This is a genomic window from Aquabacter sp., from assembly GCF_965279295.1.
Lineage (GTDB): Bacteria > Pseudomonadota > Alphaproteobacteria > Rhizobiales > Xanthobacteraceae > Aquabacter.
Map to the genome: position 1 here is coordinate 477,435 of NZ_CBDIHQ010000017.1, position 23,903 is coordinate 501,337.

A 23,903-nucleotide genomic window follows, 5' to 3' on the forward strand; every position below is an offset into this window, starting at 1 on the left:
AACATCCGCCATGGCACAGCCGATCACCGAGCGTACGCTCTCGACCACGCTCGCCGAGTTCGCGGCCGGGCTCACTTATGACCGCATCCCCCAGGAGGTCCGCACCGCAGCACTCTGGCATGTGGTGGATTCCATCGGCGTATGCATCGCCGGCGCCAATCCGCGCGAGGAGAGCGGGCAGGCGGCCATCAAGCTCGCGCGGCAATGGGCCTCGCCCTCTGGCGCGACAGTGCTGGGCGTCGGCTCGATCATCCGGCCGGAAATGGCCGCGCTGCTCAACGGGTCGCTCGCCCAGGCGCTGGAGATGGACGACAAACACGGCTCCTCGCTCGCCCGGCCCGGCTCCACCGTCATTCCCGCCGCGCTGGCCGTGGCGCAGGCCAACAATCTGCCGCTTTCCGATCTCATCACGTCCGTGACCGTGGGCTATGAGGTGATGATCCGCCTCGGCTTCGTTGCCGGCGACCGCTTCCTGGAACGCGGCTATCACACCTCATCCCTGCTCGGCGCATTCGGCACGGTGGCGGCCATCGGCTCGCTGCTGAAGGCGACGCCCGCCGAGATCATGGATGCGCTCGGCATCGCCGGCACCTTCGCGGCGGGCATTCAGGAGGCGACGCGCACCGGGTCCACCTCCAAGATCCTGCACGGCGGCTGGGGCGCTCATGCGGGCATCATCGCCCTTGATCTCGCCCGCGCCGGCATCACCGGGCCGGCGACTGTGTTCGAGGGCAAGTTCGGTTTCTTTTCCTGCTTCCTCACCCCGATCACGGGCGAACTCAACTTCGCCATCGCCGCAGAGGGGCTGGGCACGCGCTGGTATCTGCCGGAGACCGCCTACAAGCCCTATCCCTGCTGCCAGTTGCTGCACGCCTTCATCGAGGGCGGCAAGCAGATCCGCGAGGAGTTCGCGCGCGACGGCGTCTCGCTGGACGCCATCGAGCACATCTCCTGCCAGCTTGCCGAGCCGGGCCTCACCCTCGTCACCGAGCCGAAGGATCGCAAGAAGGCGCCGAGCCATCCCCACGAGGCCCGCTTCAGCCTGCCTTACGGTGTCGCCACCACTCTGGTGCATGGCGATGTGGATGTGGAAACCTTCCGCGTCGAGCGACTGTCCGATCCGGTGGTGCGCAAGATCGCGGCGCTGGTGGTCTCCTCCGAGGACCCCGACAGCGACTATCCCCAGCATTGCCCGGCGATCCTTGAGGTGACGGCCAACGGCAAGCTGTATCGCCGCCATGTCCGCTTCCATCCGGGCTCCCCGGAGGCAGCATTGAGCCAGGACGACGTGCTCGACAAGTTCGCGCGCAATTCGGGCTGGCTGTTCGGCGCCCGTGCCCGCGAGGTGGGTGCGGCATTGACCCAGACCGCCGAGGGCACAGCCACCGAGGCACTGTTCCGCCGGATCGCTGCGGAAGCCGCGCGCCGGCCTGTGATCGAGGCGGTCTGAGCCATGACCCTGACGTCCGAGGCGATCCGCCCGACCACCGAACTGCGCCGGTTCGACCGACTGTTCATCGGCGGCGAATGGGTTACCCCCCGATCAGGCCGGATGATCCGTTCCATCGACCCCGCGACCGAGGAGGTCTGGGCGGAGGTGGCGGAGGCGGACGCCTCGGATATCGACGATGCCGTGGCGGCTGCGCAAGCTGCCCTCAAGGGCAAATGGAGCCGGCTGACACCGACCCAGCGGGGCGAGCTTTTGCTGCGTCTTGCCGCGCTGATGCGGCGTGACGTGGATCTCCTTGCCGAGGTGGAAAGCCGCGATAACGGAAAGCCGCTGCGCGACACCAAGGGGGAAATCTCCCGCGCTGCGGATTGGATCACCTTCTTCGCGGGGGCGGCCGACAAGATCAACGGCTCGCAAATCCCGTTTCGCCCGGATGCGCTGGCCTATACCCGGCGCGAGCCGGTGGGCGTGGTGGGAGCGATCCTGCCGTGGAATTCACCGATCTCGCTGTGCTCCTGGAAGCTCGGCCCGGCGCTGGCGGCGGGGAACACCATCGTCCTGAAGCCGGCTGAACAGACGCCTGCGAGCCTGCTGGCGCTTGCCCGACTGGTGGAGGAGGCCGGCTTTCCGGCGGGCGTGGTCAATGTGGTGCCAGGTTATGGCGAGGTCGCCGGGGCGGCGCTCGTCGCCCACAAGGGGGTCGCCAAGATCTCCTTCACCGGAGACCACCGCACGGCGCAGAAGATCATGCAATCGGGTGCCGCGACGCTGAAGCGGTGCACCTTCGAGTGTGGGGGCAAATCGCCCTACATCGTGTTCGCCGATGCCGATATCGACAAGGCGCTCACCGTCGCCCTGCACAGCGCGTTCCGCTCCACCGGGCAGTCCTGCTCCGCCGGCTCGCGGGTGTTTGTCGAACGCTCGCTTCAGCGCGAGTTCGCTGAGCGCATGGCGGAGCGTTCGCTGCGCATCCGCATTGGCAATCCGCTGGACCCGAAGACCCATATCGGCCCGCAGACTTCGGCCGAGCAATTGGCGAAGACGCAGAGTTACATTGCCCTCGGGCGTGAGGCCGGCGGCCATGTCCTCGCCGGCGGCCGGCGGCCGGAACGCCTGCCGCGCGGCTATTTCATCGAGCCCACCGTGTTCGTGGACGTCGAAAACACCTCGCGCCTCGCACGGGAAGAGGTGTTCGGGCCGGTGGTGGCGGTCATGCCGTTCGAGGACGAAGAAGAGGCGATCGCGCTTGCCAATGACACCGATTACGGGCTGGTCGGCGGCCTGTGGACCTCCGATGTCACCCGCGCGCACCGCGTGGCGCACCGCATCGAGGCCGGGCTGGTCTCGGTCAATACGTTCCGCCCCGTGCACTGGATGCTGCCCTATGGTGGCTACAAGATGAGCGGCCTTGGCCGCGAGAACAGCCTTGAAGTGCTGAACGAGTATACCCAGACCAAGACAGTGGTTATCGAACTCGCCGAGGGCGCGCCGGCTGATCCGTTCGCGGATTGACGGGCGTTTCCTGACATTCCGCAGAGGTGGGTCAGCGGGTTCAGCAAAGGAACCGGCGGGAACAGGATATTAAAAACAGATACTCGATCTTCAATCGGTATTTGATCCGACCCTTCCGCCCCATAAGCTCGGCTTAAAGGGAACGCACCCTGCGGCATTCCGCAGGTGAAAGACGCTCCCACTCCGAAAAATTCTAGGGAGAGTACAATGATAAATCGCCGTGTAATGGCGTGCGTGGCGGCCCTGATGCTCGGCTTTGCCGGCGCAGCGCGCGCCGAGCAGCCCATATCCATCGTCGTGGCCTACGCCGCTGGCGGCACCACCGACACATTGGCCCGGATCATCGGCGCGCGCCTTGCGGAGAAGCTCGGCACGCCGGTGATCATCGAGAACAAGGCCGGCGCCACCGGGCAGATCGGCTCGCGCTTTGTCGCCAAGGCGGCGCCGGATGGGCGCACCTTGCAGATCGCCACCCAGACCACCCATGCGGTCGCACCGGCGCTTTATCCCAATATCGGCTATGATCCGGTGAAGGATTTCACCCCCATCAGCCTTGTCGCTTGGTCGCCGCTGGTGCTGGTGACCAATCCCGCCTTCCCGCCCAAGACCGTCGCGGAACTCATCACCTACATCAAGGCCCATCCGAAGGATGTGTCCTTCGCCACCGGCGGGCGGGGCGATGGCTCCTTCATGGCGGCGATGTTCTTCAACAACATGGCGAAGGTGAACCCGGTGGCGGTGCCGTTCCCCGGCGAGGGCCCGGCGCTGCCGCAGGTGATGGGTGGCCAGCTTCCCTACATGTTCTGCTCCGCGCCCACGGTCGCCGCCACCATCGAGGGCGGGCAACTCAACGGCCTCGCCGTCACCTCGAAGGTGCGGGCCTCCAACCTGCCGAAGATCCCGACCATGGCTGAGTCCGGCCTGCCGGGCTACGATATGGTCAATTGGTGGGGCTTCTTCGGCCCGGCGGGCATGTCGCCGGAACTGACCAAGAAGCTGAACACCGCGTTCGTGGAAATCCTGAGGGAGCCCGAGACCAAGGCCAAGCTGCAGACCCTCGGATACGAACTGACGGGCACCTCGTCGGACGAGTTCAAGACCTATCTGGCGGCCGAAATCGAGAAGTGGGCGGCACTGGTGAAGGCTGAGGCCGCCATCCAGCAGCAATAGGCGGCAGTGACCCGCCGGGCGCGCCGCACGGGTGGCGCGCCCGTGCCATTTCAGGCGGTATGCATTCGGTTGGTTTGGGTTTCAGGGCGGAGTGACGGAATGGACAATCAGAAGCCCGCCCATCGCGTGGCCGGCCTCACCATCAAGGACCCGCAGAATTTTCTCGCAGGCCTGGTGCTGATCGGCTTTGCCGCAGTGGGCGCCCTCGCCTCCGCTGACCTGGAAACGGGCACGCTCTATGTCATGGGCCCGGGGCTGCTGCCGCGCTTCCTCATGCTGGGGCTTGCCGGCTTCGGCCTGTTCCTGTCGGGCAATGCGCTGCTCCAACAGGGGGAGCAGACGATCCTCTTCTCCGACTTCAGCGCAATCCTGGCTATCGCGGCAGTGATCGCCGCCGCTGTCGCCGCCGGGGCGGTCTTGAAGACTGGCGAGATCATGGGTTTGGCACCCGCAGCCTTCATCTTCTGCGTGCTTTATCTCGCGCTCATGCTCGGCCTGACCGTGCTCAGCATCCGTCGCTCGACGTGGCTTGACCGCAGCGGGCTGCGCGGGCCGGTGTTCGTGATCGGCGGCGTGCTGGCCTTCGCGCTGACCGTTCGCTCCGCCGGCCTGCTTGTGGCCGGGCCGCTGCTCGCCATCATCAGCGGCGCCGCAGCGCCCGACACGCGGTTCGGGGAACTGGTGATTTTCGCCATCGGCGTGACGCTGCTTAGCGTCGGGCTTTTCAAATACGTGCTGCAACTGCCGATGCCGGCGCTCATCATTCCCGGCATTGTGTATCTGTGAGGGCCGATGGACATCCTCGCCAATCTCGGGCTCGGCTTTGCCACAGTCCTGAACCTCGTCGACGTACATGTGCCGCTCATCGGTATGGTGCCGCTGCCGGTGAACATCTTGTTGTGCTTCGTCGGCTGCCTCGTGGGCACGCTGATTGGCGTCCTGCCGGGTGTAGGGCCGATCGCCACCATCACCATGCTGCTGCCGATCACCTTCGGCCTGCCGCCGACCGGCGCGCTGATCATGCTGGCGGGGATCTATTACGGCGCCCAGTATGGCGGATCCACCACCGCGATCCTGGTGAATATTCCAGGTGAAGCCACCTCGGTCGTCACCGCGCTCGACGGCCACGAGATGGCGAAGCAGGGCCGCGCCGGCACCGCGCTGGGCATCTCCGCGCTCGGCTCCTTCTTTGCTGGCTGCGTCGCGACGCTGGTGATTGCCGCCCTTGCGCTGCCCTTGACCAAGATGGCGCTGATGTTCGGCCCAGCCGAATATTTCTCGCTCATGGTCATGGGTCTCGTATTCGCGGTCGTGCTCGCGCACGGCTCGCTCTCCAAGGCCATGGCGATGATTTTTCTGGGCCTCCTTCTGTCGACGGTGGGCACCGACATGGAGACCGGGCAGGACCGCCTGACCTTCGGCTTCGCGCCGCTTTCGGATGGCGTGGATTTCGCCGTGCTCGCCATGGGCATCTTCGGCTTTGCCGAGGTGCTGCGGAACCTGGGCGTTGATGAAAAGCGCGATCTCGTCGCCAAGCCCATCGGCCGCCTGCTGCCTTCGCTCGCGGAACTGAAGCAGTCGTTTGCGCCTGTCGTACGGGGCACGATCGTCGGCTCCATCCTCGGCATTCTGCCGGGCAATGGCGCGGTGCTCGGGCCCTTCGCGTCCTATTCCCTGGAAAAGCGCCTGTCCAAGACGCCATGGCGCTTCGGACGCGGCGCCATCGAGGGCGTGGCGGGGCCGGAAAGCGCCAACAATGCGGGCGCGCAGACCTCCTTCATTCCCCTTCTCACCCTCGGCGTGCCGCCCAATGCGGTCATGGCCTTGATGGTCGGCGCCATGACCATCCAGGGCATCATTCCCGGCCCACAGGTGATGACCAAGAACCCGGACCTGTTCTGGGGGATGATCACCTCCATGTGGATCGGCAATCTGATGCTGCTGATCATCAATCTGCCGATGATCGGCATCTGGGTGCGCCTGCTTCAGGTGCCCTACCGGTTGCTGTTTCCGACCATCCTGGTCTTCTCCTGCATCGGCATCTATTCCATCAACAACAGTCCGATGGACGTGGTGATGACGGCCGCCTTCGCGGTGGCGGGCTACACGCTCATCAAGCTCGGCTTCGAGCCGGCGCCTCTGCTGCTGGGATTTGTACTGGGCAAGCTGATGGAGGACAATCTGCGGCGCGCGCTGCTTATGTCGCGGGGAAGCCTCCTCGGCGTGCTGGAGCGGCCGGTCAGCGCGGGGCTGCTGTTGGTCGCGCTCGCTGTACTGGCGGCCGCCATCGTGCCGTCCCTGAGAAAGGGCCGGGAGCGCGCGTTCGCGGAATGATTGCTCCCCTACATGCCGGGCGGCTCGGTCTCTCGGAAGGCGGGGCGTGCCTCAAGGGCCTGTAGCCGCTCGGCGAGGCGGGGATGGGTCGACTGCCAGTCATGGGCATAGCGGAACGCGGCGTAGCGCAAGGCGACCCCCAGAATAAGGTCGCCGATGGCGATTTGTTCGCCGCCGAACCAGGGTGTCGCGGGCATTTCCCGTTCGATGAAGTCCAGGATCTCTGCGAAGCGGCGTTCTTCGCGCTCGATCCGCTCGGGCATGCGCAGCCCCTCGGGGCGGCGAAGCTCCAGCAGGCGCGCCACCGCGGCCTCGATCAGTGCGTGGGCACGCGCATGCCAGAGCAGTGCGGCCCAGCGGGCCTTGCCTTCCCTCGGGATCAGCAGCCGGGCCGGATCGCCAAGTGAATCCAGATATTCGATGATCAGCAGGGACTCGACCAGGATGCTGCCATCGTCGAGTTCCAACACCGGCACCTTACCGGCCGGGTTGAGCCCGATCAGGCGATGCGTGACCTGCCAGGGGTCCTCCACCACCATCTCGAAGGGAATTCCACGCTCGATCGCACACACCCGCACCTTGCGCACGAAGGGGGATGTCAGGGAGCCGTAGAGCTTCATCGCTTGGCCTTTCATGCTGAAAGGGGCGCGCCCCGCTTGGACGCGCCCCCGATCCGTTACTCAAAAGAGCGCGTCGCTAAATCAGCGCGACCACAGCTCCTGGGTTTCCGCGCGCTCCTTCTCGACCCGCTTCGCCATCGCGGCGGCGTCCTCGTAGCTGGCCTTCAGGCCGACCTTCAGCAGGCTTTCCTGCACGGAGGGCTCCGCGATGATTTCCTTGAGCGCCTTGTCCCAGGTGGCGACGATATCCGCCGACAGCTTGGGCGGGCCGGAAATGCCGATCCAGTAGAGCGTCTCGATGGTCGGGAAGCCGGCTTCCTTGGCGGTCGGGATATCGGGCAGGTTGGGCCAGCGGTCGGGCGAGGCGGTCGCGAGAACGCGAATCTTGCCGGACTGGAGCGCGGGAGCAAACCCGCTGTAGGAGCCGACGCCCATCTTCACATGACCGCCGGCGGTCATGGTCACGGCTTCGGAGCCGCCCTTGAGCTGAAGCGCGCGGGTCTTGGTCACGTCGACGCCGATCGCCTTGAAGAACTGGCGGTTCGCCATGTCCTGTGCGCCGGCGCCGCCGAGCGAGGTCCAGGTGAAGCCCGAGGGATCAGCCTTGGCCGCCGCCGCCGCGTCCGCCAGCGTCTTGAAAGGTGAATCCGCGGGGGCCAGGAACATCATCGGTGTGAACGCGGTCATCGCGATGAAGGTGCGGTCCGTCACCTTGAACGGCAGGTTCTTCACCGCCGTGTCGAGCATGGAACTCTGTGGCGGGCCGTCGGCGAGCACCGTGTAGCCGTCCGGCTTGGCGTTCATGACGTCGTTGACCGCCGGCACCGTGTTGCCGCCCGGCTTGTTGACCACCTTGACGGGGACGCCCCACTTGGCTTCCAGCGCCTGCGCGATCACCCGGCAGCCGAGATCGGTGGATGCGCCGGCCGCGAACGGCACGATGATCTCGATCGCCTTGCTCGGAAACTTGTCTTGCGCCTGCGCCAAACTCGGCAGCGCCACCGCGGCGCATGCCGCCAGAATGAGACTCAATCGGTTCATTTATTCCTCCCATTATTATGTTTTCGTCAGACCTCGTTGGTGCTCTCTTCCACGAGGGTAGCCATGACCTTGGATTTTCTTTTGAAGTAGGCGGTGGCCGCGACCACAGCCACGGCGGCGAGACACAGGGCGAGTGCGATCGGCCGGTGGACCATGAACAGAGGGCTGCCGCTGTTCAGCGCCAGAGACTGGCGCAGCGACTGCTCGAACATGGGACCCAGCAGGAAGCCCAGCACCAGCGGCGCAACGGGCATGTTGAACCGCCGCATCACATAGCCGACCATGCCGAAGATGATCGCCACCCACACGTCGAACAGCGTGTTGCGCGGGGCATAGGCGCCGATGACGCAGACGCCGAGCACGACCGGCCCGAGGATCGAGTAGGGGATCTGGCTGATCTTCGCCCACATGCCAACCAGCGGCAGGTTCAGCACCAACAGCATCATGTTGGCGATGAGCATGGAGCCAATGACGGTCCACACCAGCAGGCCCTGCTGCTCGAACAGCATGGGCCCCGGTGTCAGGCCGTTGATCATCAGCGTGCCGAGCATGATGGCAAGTGCCGGGCTGGTCGGAATGCCGAGCGCCAAAAGCGGGATGAAGCCCGCCATGGCGGTGGCGTTGTTGGCGGCTTCCGGCGAGGCCACACCCTCGATGGCGCCGTTGCCGAAGCGCTCCGGCGTGCGGGAAATGCGCTTTTCAACGTCATAGGCGAGATAGGCGGTGAGCGCGGGCAGCATGCCCGGCAGAAGCCCCATGAAGAAGCCGATGCCAGTGCCGCGCGCGGAGGCCATCATGCCGGCCCTCAGTTCCCGTCCGCGCGGGATCATGGACCACCAGCTTCCAAGCTTGCCGGAATAGACCTTCTGCGTATCGGTGGAAGCGGAATAGAGCACTTCGGCGATGCCGAAGAGACCCACCAGAACCGGTACGATGTCGAAGCCCTTGGTGAATTCCAGCGACCCGAACGTGAGGCGCTGGGCTCCGGTAAGCGGGTCCGCGCCGACCGTTGCGAGGGCCATGCCAAAGGCGGCGATGCCCAGGCCCAGCACCAGCGAATTGCCGGCAAACGAAACTAGGGCCGTCATGGAGAATAGAACGAGCCCGAAATATTCCGCCGGCCCGAACTTCAGCGCCAGATCGGCAATGGCCGGGCCGATGACCGAGATGGCGATGGTGCCCAGGATGCCGGCCAGGAAGGACCCGATGGCCGCGATGGCCAAAGCCTCGCCGGCGCGTCCCTGCTTCGTCATGGGGAAGCCGTCCTGCGCCGTGACGATGGAGGAGACCTCGCCCGGAATGTTCATCAGGATGGCTGTGGTGGAGCCACCATACATGGCGCCGTAATAGATGCCGGCCATGATGATGATGGCGCCGTCGGGGGGCAGATACACCGCCACCGGCAGCAGGATGGCCATAGCGGAAGCGGGGCCGAGGCCGGGCAGCACGCCCACCAGCGTGCCGAGCAGGCAGCCGATGAGAGCGAACCCCACGTTCATGAAGCTCAGGGCGTTTAAGAGCCCTGCAAGCAGACCTGTTTCCATCAGGCGCGTCCATTTCCGGTGTTTTCGTCTGCATGCACCAGCTCGGAGATCGGCCGGTAAAGACCCTCGACCACGCCCGCGATGTCGAGCGGACGGTCGGGTGCGCTCGCATCGGCCACCTCATAGCCGAACAGCGGCGTATGGCGATCAAGGCCCACGGTGCGCATCCATTTGACGCCAGGCCGGTGGAGGGTGACGGCTTCCATCGCCGCGCCCGCCTCGGCTTCGCTCAGGCCCTCAAAGGAGATGACTCGCAGTGCCTGTCCATCTTTCACGACCGGAGAGCGCACATCGCCCGAGAGCGGCGCGAACAGATCGCGGCTCCAGTCGATGATGTAGGGCCGCCACTCGAAGAAGCCCCAGTCGTTCTTGTATTCGGGGGTCTCGAAGGCCTGCTCGGATTCCAGAATCCAGAACGCCACATAGTTGCGTCCCGCGCCTTCGCTCTTGAAGAAACGCTGCACCGAGAGGAAGTGGGGCTTGTCCAGCATCTGTTTCAGCTTGGGGCCGCCATACCACTCATTCCAACCCTGCTCGAGATCCTCACGGTTGAAGTTGCAGCGCACAATATAAGCGAGGGACATCTCTTCCTCCGGCCGGAATTCTTAAAATGACTGTCCGCACTCGGACTTCCGATCTCGAAGCCTTAATGCAACGACCGGGCCAGAGCTACAATTGCGAGGCAAACCGCCCGCATCGTCTCCGGGGGAGGTGGGGTGTCTTCTTTGCAAACATCGAAAGTGTATTTCACGCGGACAGGAATGTCCGTGGACAGATACTGCCCCAAGGGAATCAACGTCTCGTGGTCCAGCAGCGTCATGGCATGCGGCTTGCGACAGGTTGCGAAGACAGGGAAAGCGCGCCTGGATCGAGGTGCGGCGAAGGAGCATTCGGGAATGGGACGCATCTGGGGGCTCTTATTCATTATTTTCGGTGCGGTGTGGTGCTGGGACGGATGGCGGCTTGAGACATCGCAGCGCGAGGACTCGATGTTCGATGAGCTTGGGCCGGATCGCTATCTGATGGTGCTCGGCGTCATCATGCTCGCGGTGGGCATAACGCTTTTCATCAAACCGCCGGCGGGCGCCGCCAATGCGAAATTCTCGCTTGATCGGGCCGCGTGGTGGCCGCCGCGTCCGCCGGTGACGTTCACGCTCGCGCTGGTTGCTTACACACTGTTGATCCCGCCGCTCGGCTACGCCGCGTCTACCTTCCTTTTCTTCCTGGTCATCTACCATCTGGCGGGCAAGCGCACGCTGCCGTCCACCTTCGCTTACAGCGCGGTTTCGGCCGGCATTTTTTATGTGCTGTTTGAAAAGCTTGCGGACATGCCGCTGCCGGTTGGCCCGTTCGGGTTCTGATCCAATGAAAGGGGCGCACATGGCGCGGGAAAAAGGACGCCTCCACGGCAAGGTGGCGCTGATCACGGGTGCGGCCGGCGGTCAGGGCGCGGCGGAAGCCCATCTGTTCGCACAAGAGGGCGCGGCGTTGGTGTTGACCGACGTGGACACCGCCCGCGGCGAGGAACTGGCGGAAGCGGTGCGCGGGGAGGGCGGTCGCGCCCTCTTCCTGCATCATGACGTTTCGGATCCTCAGGCCTGGGCGGACTGCGTTGCGGCCGCGATGTCGGAATTCGCGGGCCTGCATATTCTCATCAACAATGCCGGCACCATCAGCCGCCACGGCATCAAGACCATTCCGCTGGCTTCCTGGAACCGCACGCTGGACGTCAACCTCACCGGCGTGATGCTCGGCATGCAGGCCTGCGCGCCGGCCATGCGAGAGTCCGGCGGCGGCTCCATCATCAACGTCTCTTCCATCGCGGGCATGGGCGCGCATTACGACGCCGCCTATTGCGCCAGCAAATGGGGTGTGCGCGGCCTCACCAAGACCGCCGCCATCGAACTGGTGGAGTGGGGCGTGCGCGCCAATTCCATCCATCCCGGCCAGATCGTCGAGACCAGCTTCTTCCGTGATGCCGCGCCTGGGCACGCGGAATCCGCGCGCCGCTCCATCCCCATGCAACGGCAGGGAACGCCGCTGGAATGCGCCTATCTCGCGCTGTTCCTCGGTTCCGACGAGTCGAGCTTCATCACAGGCGCGGAAATCGCCATCGACGGCGGCTTCACCGCCGGGGGCTCGATCTGGATGCGCTCCCGCATGCGCGATGAACTGGCGAAGGCGGAAGCCGAAGCGTCATGAGACGCCGCCGCGAGGAGACGCGCGGCGGGTAAAAAAAGCCCTCCCCGAGGGGAGGGCCAGGAGGAAGCTTCGGTCGAAGTTCGGCCAGAGGCCGAGCTTCGGGATTTCAGGCGCTGCGCGCGACTTTTGGCTTGAAGCGGATGGGTGTCGGCTCGATCTCGCCGCGCCGTGTCATTTCCACCAGCGAACGCTTCAGAATTTTGCCGCTCGCCGTGAGCGGAAAGGCGTCCACGCGCAGGAAGTATTCCGGCATGTCGAACTTCGACAGGCCGAGTTCGGCGAGATGGGCGAGAAGCACATCGGGCTCCGCCGTGCCGATGATGGCGATGCACACCCGCTCGCCGAGCCGGTCGTCCGCCACCGGGAAACAGGCCACCTTATCCACCTGCCCATGGCGCAAGGCGAGCGCCTCGATATGTGCGGGATAGATGTTGTGCCCGCCGCGGATGATCAGATCCTTCAGGCGCCCCTCGATGCGCAGATTGCCCGCCGCATCCATGGAGCCGAGGTCGCCGGAGAGGAACCAGCCCGCTGCATTGAACGAGGTCTCGGTGGACTTCTGGTTGTAGAAATAGCCGAGCATCAGCGCGCCGCCGCGTCCACCGATATGGCCGACCTCGCCCGAGGCGAGCACGCGGTCCTCATCAAGAGGGTCAAAAATCTTGACCTCATAGGCTCGCCCGCCGCGCCCGCAGGTGGAGATGATGACGTCGTGGTCATCGGTTGGGTGGGTGTATTGGTGCGAGGAATTCTCCGTCATGCCGTAGATGTTCTGCGGCTTGATGCCTTGCTGCACGAAGGCGTCGGCGACGGAGGGCGGGATCGGCGATCCCGCCATGTAAAACAGGTCCACGGCGCCGAGGCGTGGCAGGCCGCGCGCCTTCTGTTCGGCGAGGATGTCCATGGCGTGGGTCGGCACGCCCATGATGTAGGTCGCGCCGGTCTCGATGATCCAGTCGAGCCGGGACATGCCGGCGGGGGGCAGATCCGTCACCAGCCGGCAGCCGGCCAGCAGCCATTGGCCCACCGCCACCCACGCGATGTGATGGGAGAGCGGCGACAGGGTGAGGAGCACCGTATCTGGCCCGTGGCCCCAGTCCCGCACCAGGTCGCGGGCATTGGCGAGCAGGGAGTTGTCCGAATGCATGACGCATTTCGGCGCCCCCGACGTGCCGGAGGTGAAGGCGAGGTAGACCACCTTATCCGGGTCGGCGCAGGGCGGCGACATATAGGGCCCGCCGCCGGGGAAGGTCTCAGGGGTATAGACCACCTTCAAAGCGGGCAGGGTTGCCAGCATGGCCTCGAAGTCCGCGCTGTCCCGGTCCGCGCCCCAGCTGGCCTCGGTGACGAGGCAGCGGGCGGAGAGCCGCTCCAGCAGGCCGACGACTTCGCCGCAGGTGTAGGTGCGGTGGAGCGATGGATTACAAGCGAACCCTTCGCGCGAGCAGGCCAGGAAGGTGATGACCGCCTCGACGCGGTTCGACATCCAGGTGGCGACCCGGTCGCCGCCGGTGAGGCCATAGGCCCGCAGGTCCGCCGCCATGCCGTCCACGCGGCGCAGCAAGTCTTCCCACGTCAGCTTACGGGTGCCGTCCTGGAGCGCAAAGGCGTGGGGTCTGCCCGCCGCGTGGCGGGCGAGAAGGTCGTAGAAAGTATCCTTCTGCCAGACGCCCTCGGCATAATAGCGTTCGGCGGCGGCGGGATGGTGGAGGGTCAGGAAGGGGCGCATCCTTACCTCCCGAACTTGGACGGGTCCGGCTTGCGCTTGCCCTTGAAGCTTTCGGACATCTCGTTGCTCTCCTCGCTCTCCAGATAGGAGCGAAGCAGCAGGTCGTGGGCGACGCGGGCGAGGCCGGAAACGCCGCCGTGGCGGGCGTTGAAGGCGCCCTTGATGGAGGCCAGCGCGAACGGGCCGCGCTCCGCGATCTCCATGGCGAAGGTGCGCGTTTCTTCCTGCAGCTTCTCGTCCGGTACGACCTTATTGATCATGCCCATGGCGAGGGCTTCCTGGGCGCTGATGCGCGGGTTGCGATACCAGATGTCCTTCGCCCGCTTCTTGCCGACGAGATCCTCCAGATACCAGGTGCCATAGCCGGCATCGAACGAGCCCATCATCGGGCCGACCTGCCGGAACACCGCGCTTTCCTTGGCGATAGTGAGGTCGCAGACCACCTGAAGCACGTTGCCGCCGCCCACGGCGAAGCCGTTGACACTGGCGACCACAGGCTTCTGGAGGCGGTCGATGGCCTCATACATCTCAAGCGTCGGCAGGGTGCCGGCATAGAGGGTCGTATCCTCCATGCCGTCCTTCTGGCCTCCGATGCAGAAGAATTTGTCGCCCGCCCCGGTGATGACCAGAACCCGCGTGCGCGTCTCGCGCCGCACCGCTTCGATGCAGTCGCGGATTTCGTGGCACATGGTCACGTTGAACATGTTGCCGTTGTCGGGGCGGTTCAGCGTGATCGTGCCGATGGGGCCGTCTTCTGAATAAAGGATGGTTTCGTAACCCAACGGGCGTCTCCTGGTCATCGGCCGTTGCCCGGCCTGTTCAAGTGTCGCCACGCGATCCACGCGGCACGGTCTATGCAACTTCGCCTGCGGCGCGCCGTCTCCCGAAGCGGGAGCGAAGACACTTCTGCGGTCTTTCCTTCACAGAGCAATGTGCATGCCATGGATGATTTTGTGGACCGAAGCCAAGCGTCTCAAGAGAGCCTCGAAAGAATTGTGACCTGAAAAAGGACGCTACAACCTCCGTTGTCTTTGATTGCAACACGCAGGCGCGTACAGTGTCGCCAACAAAGACATAAAATTGGGAGTGACGCTTATGGATGCCACCCGCGGCGTCATCGAAGGCTTGGCCGTTATCAAGGCGGATGGAACCCTTTCATTCTGCACCGGTCTTGCGGCGGATCAGCGGGTCCGCTCTTTGTTTGCCGACAAGGCCTGGATGGCGAGCGCCCGTGCCCATCGGCTCCAAGCATTCACTCTTGACCGCAAATCCTATTCCGTCCTGGTGACCCCGTTGAAGGACACGGAACTGGTGGTGTTCTCCCCGGTCTCGGGCCAGGCGGTGCTGGAATTCCTGGGGTCGGTGGATTTCGCCTACGACATATTGGAGCACCTCCTCACCGACCCGTTCGACGCCATGACGGTCGTGGATGGTGAGGCGCGGGTCGCCTATCTCTCCCCGGTCCACGAACGCTTCTTCGGGCTCACGCGCGGCGAGGCCAACGGGCGGCCGGTGCGCGAGGTGATCGAGAACACACGGCTCGACAAGATCGTTGCCACCGGGACGCCGGAGGTGGGGGAAATCCAGCAGATGCGCGGTTCCAGCCGCGTAGTCTCGCGCGTGCCCATCCGTCGCAACGGGCAGGTCATCGGCGCCGTGGGGCGCATGATGTTCAAGGGGCCACAGCAGGTGGAGGCGCTCAATAACCGCGTCAACGTGCTGGAAAGCGAGGTGCGCTTCTACAAGCGGGAGGCGGCGGCACTGCGCACCCGCAGCTATGGCCTTGATGAATTGATCGGGGACAGCCCCGCGATGCAGCGCCTCAGGAGCGAACTTACGAAGATCGCGCCGCTGAGCATTCCGGTTCTGATCTATGGCGAAAGCGGCACCGGCAAGGAATTGGTCGCGCACGCCCTGCATCGCCTGAGCCCGCGCCGCGACGCCGCGCATGTGATGGTGAATGCCGCGGCGCTGCCGGCCACCCTGGTGGAATCGGAGCTGTTCGGCTACGAGCCCGGCGCCTTCACCGGCGCCGATCGCAAGGGCCGCAAAGGCAAGTTTGAGCAGGCTGCGGGCGGCACGATCTTTCTGGACGAGATCGGCGACATGCCCATGGAGGTACAGGCCAAGCTTCTGCGCGTGCTCCAGGACCACATGGTCGAGCGCATCGGCGGCGACCGGCCCTATCAGGTGGACTTCCGACTGGTCACGGCCACCAACCGCAACCTCCAGGAACTTGTGACCCAGGGTCAGTTCCGGCTCGACCTGTTCTACCGCATCTCACCCATCTCCATCGAGGTCCCGCCGCTGCGCCGGCGCATCGACGACATTCCGCAGCTGGCGGAGCACTTCCTCAAGGAGGTGTCCGCACGCCACAGCTATCCGATGCCGGAATTGGAGGAGAGCGCGCTCTCCTATCTGATGGAACAGGCGTGGCCGGGGAACATCCGCCAGTTGCGCCATGAGGTGGAACGCGCCTTCGTGTTCGCGGAGAACGGCGTCATCTCGGCCGACACCTTTACTGGCCACAGTGACATGCAGCCGCCAACAGCCGTGCCGCCGGAGGAGCGGGCGCTTCGCCGGGGCGGCGATTCCCTGAAGGCCAATCTTGGCCGCGTGGAAGCGGAATTGGTGCGCGAGGCATTGGTGCGCCACAAGGGCAATAAGAAGCGCGTGGCCGAGGAACTCGGGATCTCGCGCTCATATCTCTACAAGCTTCTCGACGAAGGCGTGCGCGCCTAGGGGCACTTGGTACGCCCCTTGCTGATGTCGAGATAAAACAACCTAGGGAGTGTTTCGTGAGCAGCTATGTCTACCTCGCCCACCTGTCGATCCCGCAGGAATTGGAGGCGGCCTTCAACGAGCTATACGAAGAAGGCTATGTGCCAAACCTTCTGCGCGTGCCGGGGGTGCGTTCATGCCGCCGCTTCAAACTGGAATGGGCCGACAGCGAGATGCCGGAATATCTGGCTTTCTACGAGGTGGACGGACCGGAAGTGCCCAAGTCCGCCGAGTGGAAGGAAGCGTCCGTTAAGAGCGGCTGGGCGGAGAAGATCCGGCCGCACCTGAAGGTGCGGCGACATGGGATGTTCCGCGAATTGTCCGGGACATCGGACGAGGCGCCAGCCTCCACGGAAGGCTGACGCCGGTTTTCGCGATCCCCTCGACTGATCCGGGGGGACGCGATGATCAAGCCCTGTCTGAGGTCCGCGCGTTCACGCCCGGGCCTTGGCCACATGCTCCGCGGCCCGCATGCCGAACACGCCGGCTTTTGCCAGCCCGCCCTGATAGACCGCGTGCTCCCCGCCTTCGATTCCGCCTGTTGAACTACCGGCGGCGTAGAGGCCGGGAATGGGCGCGCCATCTCCGTTCAGAACGCGCGCCTCAGTATCGATCACAAGCCCGCCCATGGTGTAGGTGATGCCGGCGCACAGCGGCATGGCGTAGAGCGGCCCGTTATTCAGCGCTGCCGCGCCATAGGCTCCGGCGGTGCGGGGCGGATCGAGCAAAGCCTGCGACTGCGCCCCGGCTGCTGCTGCCGCATTATAGCGGGAGATGGTATCGGCGAGGGCATCTGGGGGAAGGCCGGCCTGGGCGGCGAGCCCTTCGATCGTATCAGCACGATGTATCGTCGCGCCCGCCTTCGCCAGCAGCGGGTTGGGCGGGATGCGTGCGATGCGGCCTGCCGTGTCCCAAACCTTCTGGTCGAAGATCAGGACCGTGGAAAGCGGGTCCGGCCGGCGCGCCACCGCGTTCGCGAGATAGACGCCGGCATTGCCCTCATCGACGAAGCGTCGACCATCCGCGCCCACCAGTATGGCAGCCTGGGAAACCGCATCCACTTCCGGGTAAGGCCAGAGCTTGTCATTGTTCATGGCGTCGCGCGAAAGCAGATGCCCGTAGAAGGGGGCAAGCTCCGAGACCGCCGCGCCGGCATCAACCGCCATGCGCAAGCCGTCGCCCATGGCGCTGGCGGCGCCGCGCTGCTTCACCTTTTCGGGCAACGCGCAGATGTGTTCGCGAACGCTGTCCAGGGAGGCGGAGAATCCGCCGTCGCAGATGATCGTTGCCTTGGCCGTGATCGTCACCAAGCCGCCGGGGCCTTCGGCTTCTACGCCCACCACCTTTCCGTCCTCGATCCTGAGGCGCGTGGCGCGGGTTTCCAGAAGCAGCGCGCCGCCAAGCTGGGTGAGGCGCTGACCAAGGCTGCGCAGCAGGATGTCCGGACCGCGCCCGACGAAGTCGATCCCGGCGGAGAGCGCGCGCGGCGGCGCCAGGGTCCAGTTCTGCCAGGCAGGTCCCGGTCGCACGAAGCGGGCGCCATGCGCGCGCAGCCAATCGACAAAGATCGGGCATCCGGCGCCAAGCACATCCGCCAGAGCCGGCGAGATGTCCGGCCGGCGCTCTTTCAGGACGGCCGTGAGTTCCGCGCCACCCTCCTTCCCGTCGTGATAGCCGATGTGGATGATGCCACCGGACATGCGGGCGTTGCAGGGGTAGCGATCCGTGGCGCCCTTTTCCAGCACAACGACCGACAGGCCAAGCTCGGCGCCATGCACGGCGGCGACCATGCCCGCCATGCCACCGCCGATCACCGCCAGATCCACACTGCGTTCCATCCCGTTGGTCCCGTCTTGTTGTTGTTCCCCGCATTGGCGGGCCTAGTCTATCTCAGGCTCCGGTGCACCATCCATGCCAGGGGGGCGCACCATCGCGCGGGCACAAGTGTTGTCCTCGAAGCGGCCAGAGGCGGGCGGAAAGTGTCCGCCCGGAGGACAGCCTATGGCGGATGCCCATGCGTGGCGGAGCGTGGTGGGTATGGCATGGGCCTTGCGAAGCACGCACCGAAAGAATGACGGGCGGCGATCCCCTCCGGGCGATCCCATCGTTCCCCTGTTTCTGTTCTCCCGCATGCGCGGGGGAGGGGAATAATCAAGCCATCCTGGGCGCACGCGTGCCGGTGATGGATGGCGGGTGAACGGTCTCCACCCGCGGCAGGGAGAGAAGCGGATGGACGCGGTGAATGCGGCACGACCGGCAAGCGGCGCGCGCCAGGCGCAGGGCGAAGCCTATGACGTGATCGTGGTGGGCGCGGGCGGGGCCGGCCTGGCCGCCGCCATCGAGGCACGCAGCCTCGGACGCTCCACGCTGCTCCTGGAAAAAGCCGAGAAGATCGGCGGCACCACCGGCCGCTCGATCGGCTCCATCGCCGCCACCAACACCTCGCACCAGATCCGCAAGGGGATCAAGGATTGCCCTGAGGACCACCTGCGGGACCTTGGCGCCTTCAACGAGAAGCTCAACCTGCCGGGCAACCCCGTGTTCGCCCGGATGCTGGTGGAGAATGTGCCGGAGACCTTCCGCTGGCTGGAATCCATGGGCCTGGAATTTTTCGGCCCGATGGTGGAGCTGCCGCACAAGAAAAAGCGCATGCACAACGTCATCCCCGATTCCCGGGCCTATCCGTTCCATCTCGGGCGATATGCGCGGAAGATCGGGGTGGACATCCGCACCTCCGCGCCGGTCGAGGAACTGATCATTGAGGGCGGGCGCGCAGTCGGTGTCATCGCCATGGTCGGCGGCACGGCCACGGCGTTCCGCGCGCGCGGCGGTGTCGTGCTGTCCTGCGGCGACTACAGCGCAAACGGGCAGCGCCGGGCGCGCCACCTTGCCCCGGCGATGGCTGGGGTGACCCCGGTCAATCCGTACAATACCGGCGACGGACACCGCATGGTGGAGGCGCTGGGCGGGCGCATCATCAACGAACATCTGCACCTGTCGGGCCTGCGCTTCCCCGCGCCGCCGCCCAAATGGTACAGCCGCATCCCGCCTTATCGTCCCATCACGCGCTTCATGCGCTGGGCGCTGGAAACCATGCCGGGGGTGCTGACGAACAAGCTCATCACCGGCTTTCTCACCACCGTGCTGGTGCCCTCCTACAAGATGTTCCACGAAGGCGCGATTTTGGTGAACGCCAAGGGCGAGCGCTTCACCGAGGAGACCCGCGACTCCGCCGCCGAGATGGCGGCCCAGCCGGACCAGAAGGCCTTCATCCTCCTCGACGGGGCGCTGGCGCGGAAGTTCTCGGGCTATCCCTATTACGTCTCGACCGCCTCCGGCTTCTCGTATGCCTCCATGGCGGACTACCGTCGGAACCGGAAGGACATCTTCAACGAGGCGCCAACCCTGGCCGGCCTTGCCGCCAAGATCGGCGTTCCCGCCGCCGCCCTCGAAGCCACCCTCGGCAAGCTGAACGCCGAACGGCAGAGCCATCCGCAGCCGGGGCGGCCGGTTCTGAAGGAAGGACCCTATGTCGCCCTCGGCCCGGTGCGCTATTACATCAACTTCACCGACGGCGGCCTCGCCGTGGACCACAATCTCCAGGTCCTGGGTGCCGAGGACAAGCCGATCCCGGGTCTCTACGCGGCCGGCTTGACCGGAATGGGCGGCGTTCTGCTGGAAGGTCACGGTCACCATCTCGGCTGGGTTTTCACCTCAGGGCGCATCGCAGCGCGCAACGCTGCCTATCACGTCACGACCGATGACCTGCCCGAAGCGGCACCGGCTCTCTGACGTTTGCCAAAAGGATTTTTCAGATGGATATGCCGGACATTCCCACCTATCCCGCCCTCGGCTTTCTGGTGAAGCACGGCAAGTGGCTGGCGCTTCTGATCGCCGCTTTGCCGGTGCTGGGCGGCATCGCTGCCGTGGCCACGGGCGGATCGGTTCTGTTGCTGGTTGCCGGCGTGGTGGTTGCGCCGATCCTGCTGCTGTTCCTGATGACCTATGTGGAAATGGCGCGCGTGATCTCCGACACGATGATCCCCCGCTAAGCCCTCAAACGCGGATGGCGCCAGGACCGGAAACCGGTCCTGGCGCCATCAAATTCGACAGCAACTGATCTGGGGGCGCTCGCTATTCCGGCTTCATGCCCGAGATATCGGCCACCTCGCTCCACAGTTTGATCTCACGGTTCAGATAAGCTGCGAACTCAGCTGGCGTCGAAGGACGCGGCTCGAAGCCGAGGCTCAACATGGTCTCGCGAACATTCGGCTTGGCGAGGATTTCGGTGATATCCTTCTGAAGCTGGTCGATGCGCGCCTTCGGGGTCTTGGCCGGCGCGAGGATGCCGTACCAAAGCTCCACATTGAAATCGGCGATGCCCTGTTCCTGGACGGTCGGAATGTTGGGCATGAAGGTCGGGCGCGTCGCGCTCGATATGGCGATCGCCCGCACCTTGCCTGTGGCTATGAACGGCTGGCCCGACGAGGGCGCGCCGAAATACATGGGCACGTTGCCCGCTGCCACGTCGGCGATTGCGGGTGCGCCCCCTCGATAGGGGACGTGGGACATCTTGATGCCCGCCTTGGCGTTCAGGAACTCCATGGCGAGATGCGGGGCGGTGCCGATGCCCGAGGACGCATAGTCGATCTGACCCGGCTTGGCCTTGGCGAGGGCGATCATGTCCTGGAGGTTCTTGGCCGGGAACTCAGCCGCCACCGTAAGCACCAGCGGCCCGGCGCACACCAGCATGACGGGCGCGAAGTCGTTGACGATGTCGAAGGGAAGATCCTTCTTCACCTTCGGCAAAATGGCGTGGGCCGAGGTGGTGAGGAAGATGGTGTTGCCATCCGGATCAGCCTTCGCCGTCATATTTGTGGCCGAGATGCCGCCGCCGCCCGACTGGTTGAGCACCACAACGGGCTGATTGAGCTTGGGCTGAAGTTCACCGGCGAGAAGGCGAGCCACGACGTCGGTGCCGCTGCCCGCCGGGAAGGGCACGATGATGCGCAGCGGTGGTCCCATTTGTGCAACGGCGCCCGTCGCGACCACGGAAAGAGCGAGGCCTGCGAAGGCCGCGAGTAGTCCTCTGGCTGAAATTGGCATGCGGCGTTTCCTTTTCGCTTTTTTGTTCACTGTTCTCTTTGATCGAACATGAAATAGGTGCGGTTGTTCTGGAACCGCCGCATGCGCAACATCCAGGGCGTGAAGTTCGCCGTGGTCCAGGCATCGAGCGCGTAAATCGAGACATCGCTCACATGGTAGAGCGCCATGTAGCGGGGCGCTCCGCCGGTCGTGCTTCGCGCTTTGAAGCGCCGCGCCGCGACCATTCCTGGCACCTGCGAGAGCAGCGGAATGTGCTCGGTCGTGTACCACTCGTTGAACTCTTCCTCGACGGCGGGGTCCACGTCCATGGACGTCAGCACCAGCCCGCCGGCGTCCGGCGAAGGGCGGTCTCCGGGAACGAGCTGGACCAGATCCCAGGTCAAGATCGGCGCGCCCGGAGCCGACGGCACGATATCCGCCTGACCTTCGTCGAGCGTGATCCAGAAGGCGGCCCCGGCCTGCATTCCCCGTGTGTCGCGGTCGGTCCGTGCGCCCTTCCACACCTGCCGTGTTCGGCCTTCGGGCGGAATCAAAGCGGGGGGCGGAGCCTCATAAATAGCGAGGCCAAGACCTAGCGCGTTTTGCGAAGAAACCATGTCGCGTCCTCCCGGCGGCTCCTAGGGGAGCACGCCGGCCTTTGTGAAATGATTGAAATATCGGATGAATTCGTCCTGCGTCCGAACCTGGCGCGCGAAGCCAGCCTGCCGCGCCTTCCCCGTGTCGGACATGATGTCCCAATGGGGGGTGAGAACGAAGTCGCCGTACGACCACAAGGCGAGCTGGTCGAAAGGGGTGGATTTCAGGCCATGCTTGCGCACGATCGCCTCCCACACCGGAGCCTTGTCCGCCATGGCGGTGGCAAGCCTGACAGTGCGCACCGGCCCGACCTCCATGCCGAAATGGCGCGCGAACGCCGGCCACAGGCGTTCCCATCGGATGTAGTCGCCATTGGTGATGTTGAAAGCCTCGTTGGCGCATCCCGGCGTCTGCGCCATCCAGAGGATGGACTCCACCAGGAGGTCGGACGAGGTGCACTGATAGAGCGCGTGGTAGTTGGCTTCCGTGCCCGGGAACGACAGCGGCAGCCCCATCTCCCGGCAGATCAGTGCATAGGCGGCAATCACCAGAACAAGGTTTCTCGGCGCGTCAGGCACGGCATGGCAGATGCCGTGGGGGCGTGTCGCAGTCCAGGTCCAGTTCTTTCCGCGTTGGTGCGCGGCGATATAGTCCTGCTGGGCGTAGTAGAATGTGGTGCGCATGCTGCGCGGGTCTTCTTCCCGGGCAGGCGTGGTGAACGGCCCGAGGTCGGAGCCGTACCATTTCGTGCCATGCACCAGATGCACATGGGCAAGGTTTGGCGCCTGCGCCTCCACTGGCTCCACCAAGTTGCGGAGCATGGAGAGGTTCTTCTCCACCGGCTCCGGCTGGCCCGCCACATGGTCGAAGCGGCCGGCATAGAAGATGTGCGTCGCGTCCTGAAGGCCGATCAGCTTGGTCCGGCAGTCATCGGCGTCGGTCAGGTCCACAGGGATGAAGCGCACCCCCGGCACGTCCACCTTCTTGCGGGCCAAAGCCACCACGTCCCAGTCCGGCCGTCCTGCGAGTTCGTCCGCAAGGCCCCGTCCGATCACGCCCGTCGCGCCAGCGATTACCGCGAGCTTTGTCGTCATTCCCAATCGTCCTTGTCTGAATTTGCCCGTCTGGTCAGGCCGGCGACACGCGGTACAGCAGCCGCAGATAAGCGGGCCGGTCCAGCGGCGCCGTGCTCACGCCCGCGAGGGGTGGCTTGGCGCATGCGGCCTCCACGGCGGCGCGCAAGGGCTCCATGTGGGTGGCCTCAACGAACAGACCCCATTCGAGGCGACGGTCGCCCTGGCGCACATGTCCGCCGGTGGACTTCATGGCAAGGCTGTCGTCGCGCGCGATGATCCGCGCCGCGACGATACCGGGTGTCTTCAGCAGCGCCGGAATGACGGAGGAGGTGAGTTCCTGTCGCAGGGCTTCCTCTCGTCCGGGCGCGGGCGAGAGCGGGATTGCCGCAAGGCACGCCCCCTCTGCCTCGCCGAAATCCTGCACGACCCGGGCGATGGTCCGGATCACGTTCTTGAACCGCAGAATGTAGTGGCGGCTTGCCGGGTCGGGCTCGCTCACCATCCCGACATAAGCGGGCGACTGGAATACGCCGGTGTCCCACGCCTCGTAGAAGGCGAGGTACTTGGGCCCATCCTCTCCCGCATTCTCATAGCGCCGTCCCCGGATGAAGCCGGGCAAAGCCAGAATGCGGTCGCGCATGTGTTCGCGATTGTACCAGTCGTTGAACCCCGCCTCTTCCTCAGGGGCGATGTCGGTCCAGGTGAACAGCACCGCTTTTGCGGTGCGAGGTTCATGCGCCACGACGCTGTCCGCGGGACGAT

Annotated in this window: 22 protein-coding genes; 11 read left to right on the forward strand and 11 right to left on the reverse strand. The window is 65.0% G+C overall.

Features of this window, described 5'->3' with window-relative positions; translation table 11 throughout:
- Window positions 1-10 precede the first annotated feature (10 nt).
- The 5 genes from ADADO0_RS16810 to ADADO0_RS16830 all read left to right on the forward strand — a co-directional run bounded on the left by ADADO0_RS16810 (window position 11) and on the right by ADADO0_RS16830 (window position 6,466).
- Complete coding sequence (locus tag ADADO0_RS16810) at window positions 11-1,450, forward strand: MmgE/PrpD family protein (protein ID WP_511306330.1); 1,440 nt, start codon at window positions 11-13, stop codon at window positions 1,448-1,450.
- Between the two features lie 3 nt (window positions 1,451-1,453).
- Window positions 1,454-2,962, forward strand: coding sequence for an aldehyde dehydrogenase family protein (locus tag ADADO0_RS16815; RefSeq protein ID WP_511306331.1), 1,509 nt, complete (start codon window positions 1,454-1,456; stop codon window positions 2,960-2,962).
- Window positions 2,963-3,169: 207 nt separating this feature from the next.
- Window positions 3,170-4,132 carry a Bug family tripartite tricarboxylate transporter substrate binding protein gene (locus tag ADADO0_RS16820; protein WP_511306332.1) on the forward strand — a complete coding sequence of 321 codons (963 nt, stop codon included), beginning with the start codon at window positions 3,170-3,172 and terminating at the stop codon, window positions 4,130-4,132.
- 99 nt (window positions 4,133-4,231) lie between these two features.
- Window positions 4,232-4,918, forward strand: a complete 687-nt coding sequence (locus ADADO0_RS16825) for a hypothetical protein (RefSeq protein ID WP_511306333.1) — start codon at window positions 4,232-4,234, stop codon at window positions 4,916-4,918.
- 6 nt (window positions 4,919-4,924) lie between these two features.
- Window positions 4,925-6,466: a tripartite tricarboxylate transporter permease gene (locus ADADO0_RS16830; protein WP_511306334.1), complete on the forward strand. Its 1,542-nt coding sequence runs from the start codon at window positions 4,925-4,927 to the stop codon at window positions 6,464-6,466.
- Window positions 6,467-6,474: 8 nt separating this feature from the next.
- Here the strand turns inward: ADADO0_RS16830 and ADADO0_RS16835 are convergent, their stop codons facing one another.
- From ADADO0_RS16835 to ADADO0_RS16850, 4 genes are all read right to left on the reverse strand, one after another.
- The gene (locus ADADO0_RS16835) at window positions 6,475-7,101 is read right to left on the reverse strand and encodes a glutathione S-transferase family protein (protein WP_511306335.1); all 627 of its coding nucleotides are present in this window, start codon (window positions 7,099-7,101) and stop codon (window positions 6,475-6,477) included.
- 66 nt (window positions 7,102-7,167) lie between these two features.
- Window positions 7,168-8,127, reverse strand: coding sequence for a Bug family tripartite tricarboxylate transporter substrate binding protein (locus ADADO0_RS16840; protein ID WP_511306336.1), 960 nt, complete (start codon window positions 8,125-8,127; stop codon window positions 7,168-7,170).
- A 26-nt stretch (window positions 8,128-8,153) separates the two neighbouring features.
- The gene (locus ADADO0_RS16845) at window positions 8,154-9,671 is read right to left on the reverse strand and encodes a tripartite tricarboxylate transporter permease (protein WP_511306337.1); all 1,518 of its coding nucleotides are present in this window, start codon (window positions 9,669-9,671) and stop codon (window positions 8,154-8,156) included.
- Window positions 9,671-10,255 (reverse strand): hypothetical protein, encoded by a 585-nt coding sequence (locus ADADO0_RS16850; protein ID WP_511306338.1) that lies wholly within the window; start codon window positions 10,253-10,255, stop codon window positions 9,671-9,673. The genes ADADO0_RS16845 and ADADO0_RS16850 overlap by 1 nt, the downstream gene beginning before the upstream one ends.
- 132 nt (window positions 10,256-10,387) lie before the next feature.
- Between ADADO0_RS16850 and ADADO0_RS16855 the strand changes: the two genes are divergently transcribed.
- Complete coding sequence (locus ADADO0_RS16855; protein ID WP_511306339.1) at window positions 10,388-11,032, forward strand: tripartite tricarboxylate transporter TctB family protein; 645 nt, start codon at window positions 10,388-10,390, stop codon at window positions 11,030-11,032.
- A gap of 19 nt (window positions 11,033-11,051) precedes the next feature.
- The gene (locus ADADO0_RS16860; RefSeq protein ID WP_511306340.1) at window positions 11,052-11,873 is read left to right on the forward strand and encodes an SDR family NAD(P)-dependent oxidoreductase; all 822 of its coding nucleotides are present in this window, start codon (window positions 11,052-11,054) and stop codon (window positions 11,871-11,873) included.
- Window positions 11,874-11,979: 106 nt separating this feature from the next.
- On the opposite strand, the gene ADADO0_RS16865 is transcribed toward ADADO0_RS16860, so the two are convergent.
- Together ADADO0_RS16865 and ADADO0_RS16870 are read right to left on the reverse strand one after the other, a co-directional pair.
- Window positions 11,980-13,602 carry a class I adenylate-forming enzyme family protein gene (locus ADADO0_RS16865; RefSeq protein WP_511306341.1) on the reverse strand — a complete coding sequence of 541 codons (1,623 nt, stop codon included), beginning with the start codon at window positions 13,600-13,602 and terminating at the stop codon, window positions 11,980-11,982.
- A gap of 2 nt (window positions 13,603-13,604) precedes the next feature.
- On the reverse strand, window positions 13,605-14,384 hold the full coding sequence (locus ADADO0_RS16870) for an enoyl-CoA hydratase-related protein (RefSeq protein WP_511306342.1): 780 nt from the start codon (window positions 14,382-14,384) through the stop codon (window positions 13,605-13,607).
- A gap of 313 nt (window positions 14,385-14,697) precedes the next feature.
- On the opposite strand from ADADO0_RS16870, the gene ADADO0_RS16875 reads away from it, so the two are divergent.
- Window positions 14,698-16,344: a sigma-54 interaction domain-containing protein gene (locus ADADO0_RS16875; protein WP_511306343.1), complete on the forward strand. Its 1,647-nt coding sequence runs from the start codon at window positions 14,698-14,700 to the stop codon at window positions 16,342-16,344.
- Between the two features lie 56 nt (window positions 16,345-16,400).
- Window positions 16,401-16,745, forward strand: a complete 345-nt coding sequence (locus ADADO0_RS16880) for a hypothetical protein (protein WP_511306344.1) — start codon at window positions 16,401-16,403, stop codon at window positions 16,743-16,745.
- Between the two features lie 72 nt (window positions 16,746-16,817).
- Here the strand turns inward: ADADO0_RS16880 and ADADO0_RS16885 are convergent, their stop codons facing one another.
- On the reverse strand, window positions 16,818-18,221 hold the full coding sequence (locus ADADO0_RS16885; protein ID WP_511306345.1) for an FAD-dependent oxidoreductase: 1,404 nt from the start codon (window positions 18,219-18,221) through the stop codon (window positions 16,818-16,820).
- A gap of 391 nt (window positions 18,222-18,612) precedes the next feature.
- Between ADADO0_RS16885 and ADADO0_RS16890 the strand changes: the two genes are divergently transcribed.
- Both ADADO0_RS16890 and ADADO0_RS16895 read left to right on the forward strand, forming a co-directional pair.
- Window positions 18,613-20,175, forward strand: a complete 1,563-nt coding sequence (locus ADADO0_RS16890) for an FAD-dependent oxidoreductase (RefSeq protein ID WP_511306346.1) — start codon at window positions 18,613-18,615, stop codon at window positions 20,173-20,175.
- 23 nt (window positions 20,176-20,198) lie between these two features.
- Window positions 20,199-20,435: a hypothetical protein gene (locus tag ADADO0_RS16895; RefSeq protein WP_511306348.1), complete on the forward strand. Its 237-nt coding sequence runs from the start codon at window positions 20,199-20,201 to the stop codon at window positions 20,433-20,435.
- A gap of 82 nt (window positions 20,436-20,517) precedes the next feature.
- Here the strand turns inward: ADADO0_RS16895 and ADADO0_RS16900 are convergent, their stop codons facing one another.
- Genes ADADO0_RS16900 through ADADO0_RS16915 form a run of 4 tightly spaced genes read right to left on the reverse strand, consistent with a single transcriptional unit; the run spans window position 20,518 to window position 23,883 of the window.
- On the reverse strand, window positions 20,518-21,489 hold the full coding sequence (locus tag ADADO0_RS16900) for a tripartite tricarboxylate transporter substrate binding protein (protein WP_511306349.1): 972 nt from the start codon (window positions 21,487-21,489) through the stop codon (window positions 20,518-20,520).
- Between the two features lie 26 nt (window positions 21,490-21,515).
- Entirely contained in the window at window positions 21,516-22,085 is a 570-nt protein-coding gene (locus ADADO0_RS16905) for a hypothetical protein (protein ID WP_511306350.1), read from the reverse strand.
- 21 nt (window positions 22,086-22,106) lie between these two features.
- Window positions 22,107-23,159: an SDR family oxidoreductase gene (locus tag ADADO0_RS16910; RefSeq protein WP_511306351.1), complete on the reverse strand. Its 1,053-nt coding sequence runs from the start codon at window positions 23,157-23,159 to the stop codon at window positions 22,107-22,109.
- A gap of 34 nt (window positions 23,160-23,193) precedes the next feature.
- Window positions 23,194-23,883, reverse strand: a complete 690-nt coding sequence (locus ADADO0_RS16915; RefSeq protein ID WP_511306353.1) for a hypothetical protein — start codon at window positions 23,881-23,883, stop codon at window positions 23,194-23,196.
- Window positions 23,884-23,903 lie beyond the last annotated feature (20 nt).